The organism is Gluconobacter thailandicus F149-1 = NBRC 100600, assembly GCF_000964465.1.
Lineage (GTDB): Bacteria > Pseudomonadota > Alphaproteobacteria > Acetobacterales > Acetobacteraceae > Gluconobacter > Gluconobacter thailandicus.
Genome location: NZ_BANH01000003.1, coordinates 39,515 through 58,134, shown reverse-complemented (window position 1 = coordinate 58,134; position 18,620 = coordinate 39,515). Strand labels below are relative to the sequence as shown.

At 54.4% G+C, this 18,620-nt stretch carries 14 protein-coding genes and 1 pseudogene; 14 read left to right on the top strand and 1 reads right to left on the bottom strand.

The features are described 5' to 3' along the window. Positions 1–864 precede the first annotated feature (864 nt). The 14 genes and pseudogenes from B7444_RS01015 to B7444_RS17045 form a co-directional block, all read left to right on the top strand. A complete protein-coding gene (locus B7444_RS01015; protein ID WP_007283630.1) occupies positions 865–1,290 on the top strand; it encodes an NADH-quinone oxidoreductase subunit A in 426 nt (141 codons plus the stop codon). Beyond that, complete coding sequence (locus B7444_RS01010; RefSeq protein ID WP_015073511.1) at positions 1,287–1,931, top strand: NADH-quinone oxidoreductase subunit B; 645 nt, start codon at positions 1,287–1,289, stop codon at positions 1,929–1,931. The genes B7444_RS01015 and B7444_RS01010 overlap by 4 nt, the downstream gene beginning before the upstream one ends. A gap of 4 nt (positions 1,932–1,935) precedes the next feature. Then, positions 1,936–3,732: an NADH-quinone oxidoreductase subunit C/D gene (nuoC, locus tag B7444_RS01005; RefSeq protein WP_035730228.1), complete on the top strand. Its 1,797-nt coding sequence runs from the start codon at positions 1,936–1,938 to the stop codon at positions 3,730–3,732. Continuing rightward, a complete protein-coding gene (nuoE, locus tag B7444_RS01000) occupies positions 3,719–4,213 on the top strand; it encodes an NADH-quinone oxidoreductase subunit NuoE (protein ID WP_007283627.1) in 495 nt (164 codons plus the stop codon). Before nuoC ends, nuoE begins: the two co-directional genes overlap by 14 nt. Further along, entirely contained in the window at positions 4,210–5,508 is a 1,299-nt protein-coding gene (locus B7444_RS00995; RefSeq protein ID WP_007283626.1) for a complex I 51 kDa subunit family protein, read from the top strand. The genes nuoE and B7444_RS00995 overlap by 4 nt, the downstream gene beginning before the upstream one ends. Before the next feature lie 16 nt (positions 5,509–5,524). Continuing rightward, positions 5,525–8,281: an NADH-quinone oxidoreductase subunit NuoG gene (gene nuoG / locus B7444_RS00990; RefSeq protein ID WP_035730226.1), complete on the top strand. Its 2,757-nt coding sequence runs from the start codon at positions 5,525–5,527 to the stop codon at positions 8,279–8,281. Next, complete coding sequence (nuoH, locus tag B7444_RS00985; RefSeq protein ID WP_007283624.1) at positions 8,278–9,234, top strand: NADH-quinone oxidoreductase subunit NuoH; 957 nt, start codon at positions 8,278–8,280, stop codon at positions 9,232–9,234. The genes nuoG and nuoH overlap by 4 nt, the downstream gene beginning before the upstream one ends. Before the next feature lie 26 nt (positions 9,235–9,260). Further along, on the top strand, positions 9,261–9,773 hold the full coding sequence (gene nuoI, locus B7444_RS00980; protein ID WP_007283623.1) for an NADH-quinone oxidoreductase subunit NuoI: 513 nt from the start codon (positions 9,261–9,263) through the stop codon (positions 9,771–9,773). 4 nt (positions 9,774–9,777) lie between these two features. Further along, on the top strand, positions 9,778–10,275 hold the full coding sequence (gene nuoJ, locus B7444_RS00975) for an NADH-quinone oxidoreductase subunit J (RefSeq protein WP_007283622.1): 498 nt from the start codon (positions 9,778–9,780) through the stop codon (positions 10,273–10,275). A 2-nt stretch (positions 10,276–10,277) separates the two neighbouring features. Next, on the top strand, positions 10,278–10,589 hold the full coding sequence (gene nuoK, locus B7444_RS00970) for an NADH-quinone oxidoreductase subunit NuoK (RefSeq protein WP_007283621.1): 312 nt from the start codon (positions 10,278–10,280) through the stop codon (positions 10,587–10,589). Between the two features lie 4 nt (positions 10,590–10,593). Further along, on the top strand, positions 10,594–12,546 hold the full coding sequence (gene nuoL, locus B7444_RS00965) for an NADH-quinone oxidoreductase subunit L (RefSeq protein ID WP_035730224.1): 1,953 nt from the start codon (positions 10,594–10,596) through the stop codon (positions 12,544–12,546). Continuing rightward, positions 12,543–14,036 carry a complex I subunit 4 family protein gene (locus tag B7444_RS00960; protein ID WP_035730222.1) on the top strand — a complete coding sequence of 498 codons (1,494 nt, stop codon included), beginning with the start codon at positions 12,543–12,545 and terminating at the stop codon, positions 14,034–14,036. Before nuoL ends, B7444_RS00960 begins: the two co-directional genes overlap by 4 nt. Beyond that, positions 14,033–15,499, top strand: coding sequence for an NADH-quinone oxidoreductase subunit N (locus B7444_RS00955; RefSeq protein ID WP_007283618.1), 1,467 nt, complete (start codon positions 14,033–14,035; stop codon positions 15,497–15,499). The genes B7444_RS00960 and B7444_RS00955 overlap by 4 nt, the downstream gene beginning before the upstream one ends. A gap of 308 nt (positions 15,500–15,807) precedes the next feature. Beyond that, positions 15,808–15,971 (top strand): annotated as a pseudogene (locus B7444_RS17045) (IS5/IS1182 family transposase); the annotation flags it as partial. Positions 15,972–16,570: 599 nt separating this feature from the next. Here the strand turns inward: B7444_RS17045 and shc are convergent. Continuing rightward, positions 16,571–18,613 (bottom strand): squalene--hopene cyclase, encoded by a 2,043-nt coding sequence (gene shc, locus B7444_RS00945; RefSeq protein WP_007283616.1) that lies wholly within the window; start codon positions 18,611–18,613, stop codon positions 16,571–16,573. Positions 18,614–18,620: the final 7 nt, after the last annotated feature.

Here is an 18,620-nt window from a genome sequence, read left to right as displayed (position 1 = left end):
GGCGGTTTGTCAGCGGCCTGTCGCGTGAGCGTATTGCCCAGGGCCTGGGCATTGAATTTTCGACGCTGAAGACATGGATCCGTGATGCGCGCGCCCATGAAACTACGATTACTGGACGAAACTGGTCATACGGCATTTAATGGCGTGAAAATGAGAGATTGCGCCGTGAGAACCTCTTGCTGCAGGAGGAAAGGAAACTGCCCCCAAAAGGCGACGCAGATCCTTTCGATCCAAAAGTCGAAAGGTCTGTGTTTATCGCCCCGTATCATGGGCCGCTCTCACGCGACCGGGTCTGCCGTCTGTTGGGCGTCAGCAACCGAAACTTGAGGGCAATGATTTCTAAAATCCACAGAGGAATAAGTCCGCACTCCAATGAAAAAGCCCTCTGGATCATGAGCGCAACGCTGCGTAGTAGATAACCCATGGTCCGGAAGTAAATCGCGACACGTTCAATCTGGAGCAACAAAGGCACGTGCCGCCTTTGTGTCGGAACGGTTAAGACATTCGTCAGAGTGATCGAGCATGGCCTCGATCGGGATGCCTTGTCCTACCAGGCAGGCAAGACGAGACAGGTGATAAGCCCATCCTCTTCCTTCAATATAATCTACGTATCCCCGACAGTCCGCTGATCCGCGTGCGTCGGATGGCCGAGTTCGACCAGCGCACAGGCCACACACGGTCATGTTACCCCCTAGAGGGATAGTGTGACCCTATATCAGAGAAACCTTCTTTACCGGGAAACGTATCTCCCCGGTACATGCCTCGCCCCTTCAAAAATATGATGAAGGGGAGCGTAAACCGTCATAACACCACTCATCTACAAGTCTTCGTGCGGATCAAATGACGTAACCGAAAGACCTTCGAATGATGGATTTTTCCGATCTCGGGTTTCTGTCCGTTTATGGGTTTGCAATCGCTGTTCTCATAGTCTGCATGCTTCTTCTCGCTGCAGTGACCGGAACACGATCGGCTCGTTCCGCACGCCGACGCTCCCTCTTTATGCCATTTGAATCGGGTATCATTCCCACGGGATCGGCACATCTCCGCCTTCCGGTTCAATATTACCTGATCGCAATGTTTTTCGTCATTTTTGATGTTGAGGCAGCTTTTGTCTTCGCCTGGGCAACAGTTGTTACGAAGACGGGGTGGGTAGGGTACTGGTCCGTCGTGACGTTTCTGGCATTTCTGGCACTTTCTCTTGCCTATCTATGGCGGTCTGGTGCGCTCGAATGGGGGCCACATCCGCGTCAGATCTCGCCCAACTCAACTATTGAGGAGCAAGTGCAATGACGTGGTCCCTTTCGTCCAGTTCCGGGAAAACCCTATCCAAATCTTCTCTGAACGCACCGTCATTTACCGAGACCGTTCGGCGTAACCTCGTGATGGGACGTCTTCAGGATTTTGTATCCTGGGGGCAAAAACACTCTGTCTGGCCGCTCAATTTCGGCTTGTCCTGCTGTTATGTTGAAATGGCAACGGCTTTCACAAGCAAGTTCGATATTGCCAGGTTCGGATCCGAGGTTTTACGGGCCACACCGCGCGAAGCAGATCTTATTGTTATTTCCGGAACTGTATTTGTGAAAATGGCACCAATCATTCAGCATCTGTACGATCAGATGCTGGAGCCGCGTTGGGTCATTTCGATGGGTTCCTGTGCCAATTCTGGCGGAATGTACGATATTTACAGTGTTGTTCAGGGCGTTGACAGCTTTCTGCCGGTAGACGTCTATGTTCCCGGCTGCCCTCCCCGCCCCGAAGCTCTCCTCGAAGGGTTGATGCTTTTGCAGCAGTCCATCGGGACCACACGACGCCCACTGAGTTGGATGATGGGACCTCAGGGCCCAGAGCCTGTTACGCCGCCAAGTCTCCGGGATATGAAGCGGGAAGAGCGTCAGGGCGTGAAAACTCTCCGTTCTCCGGACGGAATCTGAACCCATGACATTCCCTCTCCCCGTGGAAACCACATCCCCCAAGGCAGAGGATTTTCCGGGGAGAATTCTTGGGCTGCTGCGCCATTCCGACGAGTTTTCTGCCGTTATTCAGTCGGTCCAGATCACGCGTGATAACGTGCCGACGGTTTGGCTCAAGCGTGCGGAACTGCATCACGTTCTGGCAGCGCTTAAAAACGCCGCAACCGCGCCACTCATGCTTTTCGATCTGACAGCAATTGACGAACGGGAGCGGACTTATCGCGAAGGCCAACCCGATGCTCCTTTTACGGTTCTGTATCATCTGATGCTGCTGGATCGGAATGCAGAGGAAGCACGGGTCAAGGTTGCGCTTTCCGCCGAGGACCTCAGCCTTCCGACGATTACCGACCTATGGTGCAACGCCAACTGGTACGAACGCGAAGTCTGGGATCTGTTCGGCATCCGGTTTGAGGGTCATCCCTTTCTGCGGCGTATTCTGACCCCCCCGACCTGGACAGGTCATCCCTTACGCAAGGATCATCATGCGCGCGCTACCGAAATGCCGCCATACAGCCTGACGGAAGATCAGGAAGAACATGAGCAAGCTGCCATGCGCTTTGATCCGTCCGTCTGGGGGATGAAACGACATAACGATCATAGCGATTTCATGTTTTTGAATCTTGGCCCCAATCATCCGAGCGTTCACGGCGTTTTTCGCATCGTTCTTCAGCTTGAAGGCGAACTGATTGTCGATGCGGTGCCAGATATCGGTTTCCATCACCGAGGCGCCGAGAAAATGGGGGAACGCCAGTCCTGGCATACTTATATTCCTTACACTGATCGCGTTGATTACCTCGGCGGGGTGATGAACAACTTCCCCTATGTCATGGCGGTCGAAACCCTGGGCGGCATCACCGTACCTCCAAGGGCACAGATGATCCGTGTGATGCTGGCCGAACTGTTCCGTATCGCCAGCCACCTCGTGTTCTACGGAACGATGGTTCAGGATGTTGGCCAGCTTTCTCCGGTCTTTTACATGTTCACTGACCGTGAACGTGTTTTCGGAATCATTGAGGCAATCTGCGGTTTCCGCATGCACCCTGCCTGGTTCCGGATCGGAGGTGTCGCCATGGATCTGCCAAAGGGCTGGGAAGGATTAATCCGCTCTTTTCTGGATGACCTGCCCAAGCGTCTGGACGAGTATGACGCGATGGTCATGCGCAATCCGATTTTCCAGGCGCGAACCAGAGGCGTGGGTGCCTACACGACTGCCGAAGCCGTGGAATGGGGTGTGACAGGTCCCGGGCTACGTGCCACCGGGCTGGAATGGGACTATCGCAGGCAGGCGCCATATGCCTGCTACGATCAGCTTGAATTCGATATTCCAACGGGAAACCGCGGTGACTGTTACGACCGGATTGCCGTCCATATCGAAGAGATCCGTCAAAGCCTGCGCATCATCCGCCAGTGTGTCGACAACATGCCGGAAGGCCCCATCAAAGCCGCCCATCCGCTCACCACACCGCCGCCCAAGGCCCGGACGATGCAGGACATCGAAACCCTGATCCACCATTTCCTCAGTGTGAGTTGGGGGCCGGTTCTTCCGCCCGGTGAAGCCCGCGCCTGCGTCGAGGGGACGAAAGGACTGAACAGCTATTTTCTGATCAGTGATGGAGAGACGATGTCTTACCGTACCCGCATCCGCACACCCTCGTTCGCGCATCTCCAGATGATCCCACTTCTCAGCCGCGGGATCATGATCGCCGATCTGATTGCCATCCTGGGCAGCATTGACTTCGTGATGGCTGATGTCGACCGCTGACCTCCCCCTCCCGGATGATCTGCGGCAGGAGATTTTGACTCTTGCTGGTAGCGAGCATCGTCCGCGTGCTGCCAGCGTTTCAGCACTGCGACTGGTTCAGGCCCGGTTCCGCTGGATCAGCGACAGACATCTGGCCGAAGTGGCACAGCTTCTCAACATGTCCACTGCCGATCTGGATGGTGTCGCGACATACTTCAATCTGCTGTTCCGCAAGCCGGTTGGACAGCATGTTTTCATGATATGCGACAGTGTCTGCTGCTGGATCATGGGGTGTAAAGACCTCTCCGACCATCTCTGCAAAAAACTCAATATCCGCCCCGGAGAAACCACACCTGACGGCGCCATCACACTGCTGCCCATTGTCTGTCTTGGTCACTGTGACCGCGCGCCCGTCATGCTGTTTGACGAAACCGTCCATGAAGATGTCGACACGGCAGCCCTCGACCGGCTGATCGCCGAAGCGCAGGAGACACCGCGATGAACAGCCTCTCCGAACGTCCCTTGACCGCCATGATAGACCTTGCGGGACCGCCCCCAGACTGCGCGGCTTACGGTAATGCCGGGGGATGGCAAGGCACGCGTAAGGCATTGAAAACCCTTACGCCGGATGAGGTTATTTCCATGGTGACGCGGTCCCGTCTGCGCGGTCGCGGAGGAGCCGGTTTTCCAACTGGGCTGAAATGGAGCACCGTTCCCAAAGACCCTGCATCGAAAAGGCGGAAATATCTGGTCGCGAACGCCGACGAAATGGAACCGGGAACATTCAAAGACCGGATCCTCATGGAAGGAAATCCGCTTCAGCTTGTCGAGGGGATGCTTCTGGCGGGTTACGCCATTCAGGCCTCACACGGAATTATTTTCCTGCGGGGAGAATATTTTCTTGCCCACCAGAGACTGCAACACGCCATTGACGAAGCGCGGCATCTCGGCTGGCTGGGAGAAAACATCCTCGGCACCGGTTTCAGTTTTGATATCGATCTGCATTCCAGTGGTGGTCGCTATATCTGCGGGGAAGCAACAGCACTGCTGACCGCACTGGAAGGCAGCAGGGCCGTCCCCCGCGGCAAACTCCCCCCGTCCCAGATCAGCGGCCTGTGGGGAGCACCCAGCGTAGTGAACAATGTCGAGACGCTCTGCAATATTTCCCACATCGTCACCCATGGCCCGGAATGGTTTGACGGACTGGGAACTGGAGCCGATAGCGGAACGAAGCTGTATGGGGTCAGCGGCCGTGTCTGCCGTCCCGGATTTTGGGAACTGCCAATGGGCACCCCGCTGCGTGACCTCATTGAGGTCCATGCAGGCGGCATGAAATCCGGTTACGCATTACGCGCACTGCTCCCGGGAGGGGCCTCCACCCCGTTCGTGGATGCCGCAGATATCGATATTCCGATGGATTATGATTCCATCAAGAAAGTTGGCGGCCGGCTGGGCACCGGTATGGCCATCCTTCTCGATGATCGAACCTGCCCTGTGGGAATGCTCCGCAATCTGGAGCACTTCTTTGCTCAGGAATCGTGTGGATGGTGCACCCCCTGTCGGGACGGGCTGCCATGGGTGGAACGTCTTCTGGATGCTCTGGAGGACGGTACGGGCACGGAGGACGATATTGAGCAGCTCATGCGCCATGCCCGGATCCTCGGTTCGCCAGGGCGGACCTTCTGCGCCCATGCCCCTGGAGCAATGGCTCCTCTCGCCAGTGGCCTTGCACTTTTCCGGGATGATTTCACTGCGCATCTGACCGGGCACGGTTGCCCTTTACACCACGCGGCCTAGAGAGAAGGAACAGGAAATGGTGACTTTCCATCTCGACGGAAAAGCCTGTGAGAGTCGACCCGGCCTCAATCTGCTACAGGCGTGCCTCGAAGCCGGGGCTAACCTTCCCTATTTCTGCTGGCATCCTGAACTCGGATCGGTGGGAGCCTGTCGGCAATGCGCAGTCAGGCAATTTAGCAGCCCTGAGGACCAAACGGGACGCGTCGTCATGGCATGCATGATGCCCGTAACGGAAGGGACGCGCATATCGATCAGTGATCCCGAAGCGGCAGAGCTTCGTGAAAGCGTGGTTGAATGGATGATGATCAATCATCCCCATGATTGCCCGGTCTGTGAAGAAGGTGGGGAATGCCATCTTCAGGACATGACGGTCATGACCGGCCATCACACCCGTCGTTATAGGTTTACGAAGCGCACTCACCGCAATCAGGATCTGGGTCCATTCGTAAAACATGAAATGAACCGGTGTATCGCCTGTTATCGCTGCGTAAGATTTTACCGTGACTATGCAGGGGGAAAGGACCTTGCTGCCTTTGGCTCACATGACAGTGTCTATTTTGGGCGTGCCGAAGATGGAACCCTGGAGAATGCGTTTAGCGGCAATCTGGTGGAAATCTGCCCGACAGGAGTCTTTACCGATAAACCTTTTTCGGAAGTCTATACCCGCAAATGGGATATGCGAGGCGCACCCTCTGTGTGCGTCCATTGCGCTGTAGGGTGCAACATCATTGTCAATTCACGCCAGGAAACGGTTCGCCGCGTGCTCAACCGGTATAATGGTGAAGTCAATCGATACATGCTGTGTGACCGGGGCCGGTTTGGATATGGGTTCGTCAATGCCCCGTCCCGTATCCGAACCCCTTTGCTCCGCGTGGACGGGCAACACGTGTCCGTTTCAGAACAGGATGCCATGGCTGCATTCGCCCGGTTTGTCGGTGACGGGAAAATTTTTGGAATTGCCTCTTCCCGTGCATCTCTGGAAAGCAGTTTCAGCCTGCGTGAACTGGTAGGGGAAGAGCAGTTTTCAACGGGGGAAACTCAACAGGCACAGAACTGTATGGATCTGGCCCGGACTCTTTTGCAGAGCCATCCGGGTCATATTCCCACTCTTCACAATATGGAAAGTGCGGACGCAGTCCTCGTTCTGGGCGAAGATGTCTGCGCCACAGCGCCCCGCCTGGGGCTGGCGTTACGGCAGTCCGTCAGACAGGCCTCCTTCCATGCTGCCGACGAAGCAAACGTACCTCGCTGGCTTGATGAGGCCGTTCGTACGCTGGGAACTGACTGTCCCTCCGCCCTGTATATTCTTACACCCGCACCTACCGATCTGGATGAAATTGCACTGGAAAGCTCTCGAGCTGCACCCGACACTATCGCCCGTATCGGATTTGCCGTCGCTCACCTGATTGATCCAACAGCGCCAGCCGTTCCTGATCTTTCCACATCAGATACAGGCCTGGCGCAGCGGATCGCTACCCTGCTGGGTACCGCTGAACGTCCTCTTGTCATATCGGGAATGCAATACGGCTCACCTGCACTAATGCAGGCCGCTGCCAACATTGCCGCAGCACTTGCCAGAACAAAACCCCAGGCTGGCCTGTCCCTGAGTCTGCCTGACTGTAACAGCATGGGGCTGGCGATGATCGGAGGAGTGCCCCTTGAAGCTGTAATAGACAAAGCTGTGGCAGGCGAGATTTCAACTCTTGTCATTATGGAGAATGACCTCGCCCGCCATCTTGACCCGGTATCCCTCTCAGAACTGATGAACGCAGTGCCGAATGTCGTCGTCATTGATCATACGGCTTCTTCCTGTTCCGAAAGAGCCGATCTCGTTTTGCCGGCCGCCGCCTTTACGGAATGTGTGGGCACGCTGGTGAATCAGGAGGGTAGAGCGCAGCGTTTCTTTCCTGCCGTTGTTGCAACTCCCCCGGTACGTCCTGCCTGGCGGTGGATGACCGCCATTGCACCTCATTGCGCAGAGCAGAAGCCCCGCCAGGACCTTGTAAACTGGGAGCATGAGGATGATATCATGGCCGCAATGGGGAGAGGCATTCCTGCCCTTGCGGGCGCTGTAAATGCAGCACCAGGGTCGTCCTACCGTTTCCACTCCGGGAAGATCCGCAACGAAACGTCCCGAATGAGCGGACGCACGGTCATACGCTCCCATGTCAGCGTTCGGGATCAGCCCCCTCCCCCTAGCCCGGAAACCCCATTCCGCAATTCGATGGAGGGTACCTACGGACCGGATTTGCCTGGTGCCCTGATCCCCTATTTCCGTGCCCCAGCCTGGAATTCCGTGCAGTCCCTGACGCGTTTTCAGCAGGAAATTGCCGGCCCTCTGCGTGGCGGTGACGGCGGTGTGCGTCTCCTTCGCGATCATTCGCCCAGTCAGCCCGGGATCACGGAAGACGTCACCACAGTCTATCATTACGGTGCAGACATTCCTCCCCCTTTCCTGCCAAGAAACGGTGAAATTCTTCTACTTCCGGAAACCCGACTGTTTGGAAGCGAAGAACTCAGTATGCACTCTCCTCCGGTGGTCGCGCGATCCTCTCCCGCTGTGCTGCGCCTGCCCGAGACAGATGTCAGACCTGACCGGATAGAGCTTCGCATACAGGACGTTTCTTATCTCCTGCCCGTTCAGTCCATGCCAGGGCTTGCCCATGGGGTCGCTGTGTATCCGGCGCATATGACGATACCAGCCTTCGCGTTCCCAAGGCTCGTACCATTGAACGCCATCAAGCCGGACCACACCGATGGAGGCGCATCATGACGCTTCTGGCCCTCGTGGGCATCGTCATTACGCCGCTGGTGATCCTCGGTCTTGCCACGCTTCTGACATGGGTCGAGCGGCGGCTCCTTGGGGTGTGGCAGAACCGATGTGGTCCAAACCGTGTCGGGCCGGGAGGCGTATTGCAGGCTGCGGCTGACGGCATCAAGATCCTGTTCAAGGAAGACTGGACCCCACCCTTTGCAGACAAGGGCGTATTCGTTCTTGCACCTGCAATCGGCATGATGACGGTTCTCCTGTCCTTCGCGGTCATTCCCCTCACCTTCAGTTCCAGCATAGCGGCTGGACTGAACGTCGGTCTTCTGTTTGTTCTCGCCATGATGGGGCTGGGCGTTTACGCCGTTGTGCTTGCCGGATGGGCCTCAAATAGCAAATTTGCGCTGCTTGGCGGCATGAGGGCCGCGGCCCAGATGATCAGCTACGAAGTTTTCATGGGCCTTGCGCTTATGGGTGTGGTCATGATGACCGGCTCGTTCAGCCTGCGAGACATTGTGATGGCACAGTCTGGCCTCTGGTTCGTTCTTCCCCAGTGCGTCGGATTTGTAGTGTTTCTTCTGGCCGGAATTGCCGAAACGCATCGGCTCCCTTTCGATCTTCCAGAAGGGGAAAATGAACTTGGAGCGGGCTTTCATACCGAATATTCGGGCATGAAATTCGGCATGTTTTTTATCGCGGAATATGCGGGCATCGTTCTCGTATCCGCTCTTATAACCACGCTTTATCTGGGAGGATGGCAAGGACCAATTCTTCCGGCACCGATATGGTTTACCCTTAAGACCACGGTCCTGATCGGATTTTTCATCCTGCTCCGGGCCGCTCTGCCAAGACCCCGTTACGACCAGCTCATGGCCCTTGGCTGGAAAATACTTCTGCCGCTTTCACTTCTCAATATCGTTGTGACTGGGGCCGTCCTGTTGCTTCACACGGCTGGATAGCGCCAAAAAACGAAAAGGCACATGTCATGTTAGGTAACGTCCGTACCCTGATCCTGACTTTCCTTCATGCCTTTCAATCGCGCGTAACGGTGCAATATCCGGAAGAGCGCCCTTATCTGCCGCCGCGTTACCGCGGGCGCATCATCCTGTCCCGCGATCCGGATGGAGAAGAGCGCTGCGTCGCATGCAATTTATGTGCAGTCGCCTGCCCCGTTGACTGTATCAGTCTCCAGAAAACAGAAGAGCAAGGGCGATGGTATCCGGAATATTTCCGGATCAATTTCTCGCGCTGCATTTTCTGCGGGTTCTGTGAGGAAGCATGTCCAACCTATGCCATCCAGCTCACACCTGATTTCGAGATGAGTGAATATAACCGCCAGAACCTCGTTTATGAAAAAGAGGATCTACTGATCAGCGGGACCGGGAAATATCCTGATTACAGTTTTTACCACGTTGCAGGTGTGGGCATCCCTGGCAAGGAACGCGGTACATCCGAACATGAGCGCCCTCCCGTTGATCTTCATACGCTGCTGCCGTGACGCCATGCACATCCTGGCCCTCACCTCTGCCTGTATCAGCATTCTCGGTGCCTTCATGGTTATCACGCGCCGGGTCGCTGTCCATGCTGTGCTTTATCTCGTAGTGACCCTGCTTGCCCTTGCATGCGTTCTCGCCCTTCTCGGTGCTCCGTTCGCGGCAGCGCTGGAGGTCATCATCTATGCGGGCGCCATTATGGTCTTGTTTGTTTTCGTGATCATGATGCTCAATCTTGGAAAGCCGGATCGAGACCGTGAAACGGAATGGCTCCGGCCCAGGGCCTGGGTGGGACCTGCCGCTCTGGCAAGCATTCTGGGTATGGAACTCCTATTCGGTCTTCGTACGCTCTCCGGCACGGGCATCACATTTCAGATCACCCCGAGGGAGGTCGGGTTGAGCCTGTTCGGTCCATACGTTCTCATGGTCGAACTGGCCTCATTCCTGCTCCTCACCGGGCTTGTTACAGCCTTCCATATCGGACGCCATTGGCCCGGGGAACATTGATCATGACAGTGTTTTCACTGAACGAAACGCTCCTGCTGGCCGTGCTACTTTTCGTAGTGGGCCTGGCTGGCATACTCGTCCGCCGAAATCTACTGTTCATGCTGATGTCACTCGACATCATGCTGAATGCTGCGGCGCTGGTTTTCGTCGCCGCCGGGGCAAAATGGCACGATGCGTCCGGACAGGTCATGTTCCTGATGATCCTTGCACTTGCTGCTGTAGAAACAGCAGTAGGGCTCGCTGTCATTCTCCGTCTGCACGCCAGCGGACGTCCCACCCTTGATGCCGATAGCGGCAATCTCCTGAGAGGATGAGGTCATGGCCGAGATCCTCCTTTCCCTGGTAGTTGTCATTCCACTCGCAGCTTCAGTGATCCTGTTCCTGTCTGCGGGGCGGCTTTCCGGTTTTCTGATCGGTGCGATTGCATGTGGCGCGATCAGCCTGTCCGCAATCTTCAGTGCCATTCTGGCCGGTCTGCTTCATTCCCAGCTTTCTCCATCGCTTCACGTTTTCTTCTGGGAGTGGATGCGGACTGCAGACTTCTCAACCGGGATCGGCTTCACGCTTGATCCGCTTTCTCTGGTGATGATCCTGATTGTCACCTGGGTCGGGCTGCTCATCCATCTCTATGCCACACGCTATATGGCGGGAGATCCAGGCCTTGCGCGCTTCTTTGGATGCATGACCCTTTTTGTCGCCTCCATGCTGCTACTGGTGCTGTCATCCGATCTTCTGTGCATGTTTATCGGCTGGGAGGGGGTCGGACTATGCTCTTATCTGCTCATAGGGTTCTGGTACACAGAGCCCGCAAACCTGGCTGCCGCCCGCAAAGCCTTTATCATTACAAGGGTCGGAGACGCTGCCATGCTTTGCGGCCTTCTTCTCCTTGCGACAGAAGCGTCTTCTCTACAGGTCGATACCCTTCTGCAAACCGTCACCGCGGCAAAAATTTCACAAAGTGCCCTCACTTTTTCGACCCTGCTGATCCTCGTCGGTACACTTGCCAAATCGGCGCAGCTTCCATTCCAGTCCTGGCTGCCTGACGCCATGGCAGGCCCGACGCCAACCTCCGCGCTGATTCATGCTGCTACAATGGTCACGGCCGGCATCTATCTCATTGCCCGGCTGCATGTCCTGTTCACAGCAACCCCACTCGTCCTGACCATCATGGCGGTCGTCGGTACGCTGACCCTGTTTCTGGCAGCCTGCAATGCACTGGTTCAGAGTGATCTGAAACGTATTCTTGCCTGGTCCACTGTCAGTCAACTTGGCTACATGTTTCTCGCGCTTGGAACGGGCTTATGGCAGGTCGCCCTCTTCCATTTAATGACACACGCCTTTTTCAAGGCGCTTCTGTTTCTCTGCGCGGGCGCTATCATCACACGCGTCCATCACGAACAGGATATTTTCAGGATGGGAGGATTATTCCGCACCATGCCTGGCATCGCCCTGGCCTTTCTGGCCGGAGCGACATCCCTTGCGGGGTTTCCGCTTCTGACAGCCGGTTTCTACAGTAAGGAACTCATCCTCTCGAGTGTCTGGAACGCCAGCTTCTTTCTGGCGCCCGACCTTATACTGTCAGGGCACGTCTTCTGGGTCGTGGCGCTGGCAGGCGCTTTTCTCACATCTCTTTATATCTCCCGCTGCTTTCTGCTCGTCTTTATGGGTAAAGCGAAAACCCATGAATCCGGTCAGACCCCCCTCTTGATGGCCATTCCCCTGGGCTGCCTTTCTTTTCTCGCCCTGTTCGGAGGCATGATGGAAATGCCTGATGCTCTTGCGCATGTGCATCTCTTTACCGAAATGGTTGATCCCGCTCATGCTCTTCCGTCTGCCGACGAACCGCTCTGGCTTCTTCTGGTCGGAGGTGGAATACCCGTTCTGGGCGCTTTGCTCGCATGGATTTTCTGGGGCCAGCGCAATCCTGTCCTTCATGAGACCTCAGACGAGCCGGCTCCTCCTCAGACGTCTCAACCTGTTCCGATTTTGGCAGCCTGCCTCCTACCCCTTTTCCGTATTCCAAGCTGGCTGGGCAGGTACGATTTTCCCGCTCGTCTAAGCAAAGGCGTATCCATCCTCATCAACGGTATGAATACGTTCGCACTGCAGTTCAGAGCCTGCATTTTCATGAATGTATCCCACCAAACACTCATGACGCTTCGTCAAGGCAACCTGCTTATGGCCTATACTCAGAATGGACGCGTCCGCTGGTACGCGGCCTGGATTGCCGGAGGCCTCTGTGCCTCCCTTGCGCTCGCAGGTCTGACATGAACGCTCTTCCTGCCCTTGTGTGCGTGCCCCTGGCGGGAGCCAGTATTATCTGGCTTACCGACCGGCTGCCTGCCACAAGACGGAGCGGCCCATGGGCAATTACACTCATGACACTTACTCTGGAACTACTTCTGCTTTTGTGGGCAAGCTTTCAGGGTACTTCACACCAAGGGCCGTGGCTGAACCATTTCTCGATACCCTGGGTTCCTCCATTGGGCATTGTATTTCGGCTCGACATGGATGGGCTCTCCCTCTCCATGCTCTGGCTGACCATTCTCCTGTCGCTCGCCTGCGTTCTTCTCACGACACGCCATATCCGGGACAGTTCAGGAACGTTTCATGCCCTGCTACTGGCCACGATAAGCGGGACTGTCGGGACTTTTCTTGCGACCGATCTTTTCCTGTTTTTCTTTTTCTGGGAACTCATGCTCGTCCCCGTTTTCTTTCTACTTTGCGGCTGGGGACATGAGAACAGATATCGTGCCGCGATCAAATTCTTCCTTTTTACCCAAGGAAGCGGACTTCTGATGCTGCTATCCATACTGGGTCTCGTCATTATAAATTTTCAGGAAACCGGCATCCTGACATTCGATTACTTCGTACTAGCGAACACTCCTCTGTCGCCTCTTCTATCCATGCTTCTGATGTTAGGGTTTTTCATACCATTTGCCGTGAAACTCCCAGTTGTCCCGGTGCATGTGTGGTTGCCCGATACACACACGCAGGCCCCCACAGCGGGAAGCGTCATTCTTGCCGGGATCCTTCTCAAGACCGGCGGCTACGGTATGATACGCTTTAACCTCATGCTTTTCCCGGAAGCTGTGGAACGCTTTGCGCCCTATGCAACGCTCCTTGGTCTCATCGGCATTCTGTATGGAGCCTGGCTGGCCTGCGCCCAGAGCGATATCAAACGTCTTATTGCCTATAGCAGCATCAGTCATCTTGGTTTCGTAATGCTGGGGATCTTCAGCGTATCTCCTGTCGGCCTGCAGGGTGCCATCATTCAGATGCTGGCCCACGGCCTTAGCACCGGTGGCCTTTTTATCATTGCCGGGGCCATCCAGGATCGACTGCATACGCGGGATATTGTCACGATCGGTGGCCTCTGGGAAAGCATGCCGCGTCTGTCGAGTGTAGGCCTGTTTTTTGCCATAGCGTCTCTAGGCATCCCGGGATTGGGGAATTTCGCCGGAGAATTTCTGGTCCTGTTCGCGACATGGAGCGTCAGCCCCTTTATTGCCATTCTGGCAACTGGCGGACTGATACTGGCATCAGTCTACTCGCTGAAGTTGGTCAACGGCGTGTTTCTCGCCCCTTCCTCTTCCAGGGCAGAACCGGTCAGTGATTTTCACGCTGGGCAGATGAGCATTCTCGGCATCCTGATGACTCTGCTTGTCATTCTGGGTCTTTATCCGCAACCGATCATGACATTTTCCCTTCCGTCACCAGCCACAATCACCACTTCAAACAGTGGGAAAAACGCATCATGATCATCAATGGGATTTTCCTTCCTTTCCCCCTCTTTGTCCTGTCAGTGGGGACAATGCTTCTGCTTGCATCAGTCACGCTGCATCGATCGTCCAGACTCAGTTTCTCTCTGGGGCTGCTAACGCTCGTTCTTGCAACCGTGATGACCTATTATCCTGCCCCCATCATGCCTCTTGCGGCCACGCAGACACTCTTCTTCGCAGATACATGGGCCAACTACACAGCCGCTCTGATTTTACTCTCCGCATCCTGCATCTTCATTCTTTCCTGGCAGGACGTGACCCAGCGCAGCGCCCGGTCGGCAGACGAATACGCCCTCCTCCTACTCCTTGGTGCGTTGGGGGCTACGGCCATGGTATTCAGTGTAAACTACATGCCGTTTTTCCTTGGGGTGGAAATACTCTCCATTGCATTGATTGGACTGGTGACATTCAGGAGCCGACACACCCAGAAAGGCCTGGAAGCGGCGATGAAATACCTGATCCTGTCAGGTGTTTCATCAGCCATTCTTCTCTTTGGTATCGGGTTGTCCTATTCCGTCACCGGATCCTTGGTTTTCGAATTTTCCACCGCAGGTCATGAAACGGGAACAGGGATTGCTGCCGCTGCAAGCATAATGGTTCTGAGCGGCATTTTCTTTAAGCTCTCCGCTGTACCGTTCCATATGTGGATTCTCGACGTCATGGAGGGGGCATCTGTCCCTATTGCCGGTTTCATAGCCGTCGTTCCCAAGATTGGTATATTTTCTGCGCTGGTGCGGTATTTCGGTTCTGAACCCGTCACGCCTTTCCTGCATAATACAATGTCAGCCATCATTATTCTGACCATTCTGGGTGGAAATCTGCTTGCGCTTTGCCAGACCAGTCTGATCAGACTGATGGCGTGTTCATCCATCGCCCATGTAGGCTATCTGCTCATTGCATTCTATTCACCTGGTCATTTCCAGTCTGATACAATGGTGCTCTATCTGGCTGCCTATACCGCAGCCACACTGGGTACTTTCTCGATTATCCAGGCTTTCGTAAGTCCAGAAGGGCTGCAGCGCAGCACGATTTCTGACTGGAAAGGACTGTTTTTTACCCATCCCTTTCTCGCGGTCGCAATGACTGCCATGCTGCTTTCCCTCGCAGGTATTCCTCCCACAATTGGCTTTTTTGCCAAATTTGAAATTGCCGCCTCAGGTCTGGAGCAAAGACATTATATCCTTCTCACAGCGTTAATTGTCGGAAGCATCATAGCCTTATATTATTATCTCAATATTATAAGATTAATGACAACACCAAACACTTCCTTAAATATTGGACAAAATAAGAAAACAAATTTAACAATTTACAGTACTGTGTTTATTTTAACATTAATCGTGTTTGTAGGAGGAATTTTTCCTTCATTTTTTATGAATTCCATACATCCGGCTCTTCCATCGACAAGAGCTGAATATCTTCAAAGCCACATTCCATTACCTTGAGGCTCTTAAAACGGCAGATTTTCTCCATTGATCGTCTTACGTGGCTGCAGGACACGAAAATAACACCGCCTCTACAGTTCCGGATTTGATTTCACGATGAATACGGATTTGCCCTACATGGCCCTGCACAACTCGCGCCAGCACCTGAAGGGTTCGAAAAACCCCTTTGGTTCTAAGTGGTTAACTTCGCTTCCATCTCTCATAGTTGAATAAAGGAGCCCACTTTCTTTGATGTTGAGAAGTGCATGGCTTGACTGAGTGAGATTGACGAACTGCTCGAAGCGTTTTCCCGATCTGATGTTGTTGGATCGGGTCCCGGATTGTCGGCCTGCTATATAGCGACGCCAAAACAGCGCAATACCAACGCTGAGAAGGTAAATCTACGGGCCAAACTTACTCCCGAAGACTGGAAAGATAGCCGTCAAAGCTGTCCCATAAGGACAGGCTCACTAGACACGACTTTTGGAACCTTCCAGATGTCGTTCTCAATAGCGGTATGAGGTGGCAATCTCTCGCCAGCGGTAATGCGCAGAGTGTTTCAGCGCGGTCACCCTGAAGTATTTCAGGTCAGAGATAATCCCGACACACAGCAGAAAGAAAGACTGACTATATCTTCGGGACTACGGTCGGATTTTTGACCTTCTCGAAAAGATCAACAAGAGAAATATACCGATGCAGACGTGTACAAACAAAGATTATCGCTTCCAGAAGCAGATATGTCTTCCTGATCTCAATACCCTTACCAGGAAAAATTTTATTTCCCTCGAAGAGGTATTCACCACACCACCGATCGAAGGAAGTGCTGCCATGAAAAGCTCCAATTCCTCATCCCGGCCATCGCTGGCTCAGAACTCTTCCGTGAAAAAAATTCTCTACCGCGTGTTACGTAGTGCCCCATGGATGTTTCTGGTAATGTACACGATCTCCTTTATAGTTCTTTCGATCTTCTACGGATTTAACTGATATTTTCAGACTTAATTCGTACACTCACAATATTAAGTGGTCCTATTCGTGACCAAAAGCAGGAGAGGCAAATGCCTCCCCTTTAAAAGCCCCCTTTGCAAAATCAGTTCAGCCAGAAAAAATCATTGTTCCTGTGTTTGGCAAACGACTGGCTCGGGCAAGGGCCATAATTGGGAAAAACTGCCGATAGAGATCATAGCGCAGCATAAACGCCCGGGAGAGTTCCGCTCCCTGCATCAGGCGCTTTGACAACGCGGGGTCATCGAGTTTGATTGTCTGACCGACCCCATATCCAGGAAAACCGGTGCCGGTGAACTCCTCTTCCGTCCAGCTTCCGTCTGCTTGCTGCCGGTCAATCAGATAGCGACACCCTTTGGCGATGGCCTCATAATCCTGAGGACGTGCAGCCGCAATCAGCCCCATCAAGGCCCAAGCTGTCTGGGAAGGTGTTGTTGTCCCACGCCCGATGGATGAAATGTCCATATAGGACGCACAACTCTCACCCCATCCCCCATCGTCCTGCTGGCATGAAATCAGCCAGTCGCAGGCTTTTCCGATGTAAGGCTGCGACATGTCTTCACCGATAGCAGCCAGAGCCGGCAGAACCGCGCCTGTACCATACAGGTAATTCACACCCCACCGGCCAAACCAAGGTCCCTGCGGATCCTGCTCCGCCCGAACGTAGGCAAGTGCCCTCTGAACAGCAGGCAGCTCACGCGACAGCCCCAGAAGACCAAAAGCTTCCAGAATATGCGCGGTAACATCCACCGATGGCGGATCAAGAGCTTCCCCGAAGTCACAGAACGGAATTTTCGAGAGCAGGCTCTTGTTGTTGTCCTTGTCAAACGCTCCCCAGCCTCCGCACGAACTCTGCATGGCGATCAGCCAGTTCACCGCCCGTGCGATGGCCTCATCAACCCCTTTTCGCTTCCATTCTTCACGATGGCGGCAGAATGACAATGCGATCAGTGCAACAGCCGTATCATCGGTATCCGGATATCGGTCATTTGCATATTCAAACGACCAGCCACCCGGTTCGACATCCGGCAACTTGATGGACCAATCCCCTTTAACACGCACCTGTCGATCCAGGAGCCAGCCAAGCCCCTTGTCCATTTCCGGGGTAAAACGCTCCTGGGCATTGGCATCATACAACGCCATCAGAGCCAGCATGGTGTCCCAGACAGGACTGTTCGTCGCCTGAATCCAGGAGGCCTCTCCCTTGTCATAGCGCCAGCCGGGATCATCCAGCGCAGCAAGAGCCTTGGCCATTACCGGGTGATGAAACTGGTAGCCTTCTCCGTGCAACGCCATCAGGCCATAAACCCACGGCGGCTGAATACCACCCCATCCTCCATCAGCATCCTGATGCCGGATAATCCATTCCAGCAGATGCCGGACTGCCGCTTCACGAACGGTATTGCGTTTGAGAAATTTGGACTGAAGCCAGTGTAGACCTTTGTCCGTTGTCCGGAAAAAGCTGGACCATACGTCCCTCCCTTCTTTTTTTGGAAGGGTATAATCGAACCTCTCGCGTCCCTCCGGAAACAACGCATCCAGACGATCCTGTGGACGCAAGGGACGGCTGGGGCGACGGGCAGACAAGATGGCAAGGGGTGCCAGCGTTGCACGTGCCCATTGTGCAAAATTATAAATGGAAAAAACGAAATTATTCGGAAACCAGATGATTTCCGGAGGGAGATTAGGCGTTTTTTCCCAAGGCCATTCGCCAATAAGAGCGAGCCAGTAGCGCGTAAAAACGCGAATGTTTTTCAGTCCGCCTTTTTCGGCAATCCAGGTACTGGCTTTCCGAAGAGCAGGATAATCTTCGGAATAGCCCAGTGACCGTAAAGCCGCATAAGCTTCTACCGTGGCGTTGATATCGCCATTTCCTGCCCCGAAATAAATTCCCCAGGACCCATCTTCGCGCTGCATTTCAAGAAGGGCATTGCCTAGCCGGGGGCGAAGCGGATGATCTTCAAGACCGAGAAACCACAGAGCAAGACACCACTCAGCTTCCATAGACGCATTGGACGCAACAGATCCAACCCAGTGGCCGTCCCCCTTCTGCTGCCCAATCAACCAGTCACAGGCGGAAGACACAGTATGAGCCAGACTATTACTCATACCTTTGAGTATTGGCGCATTCATCCTACAA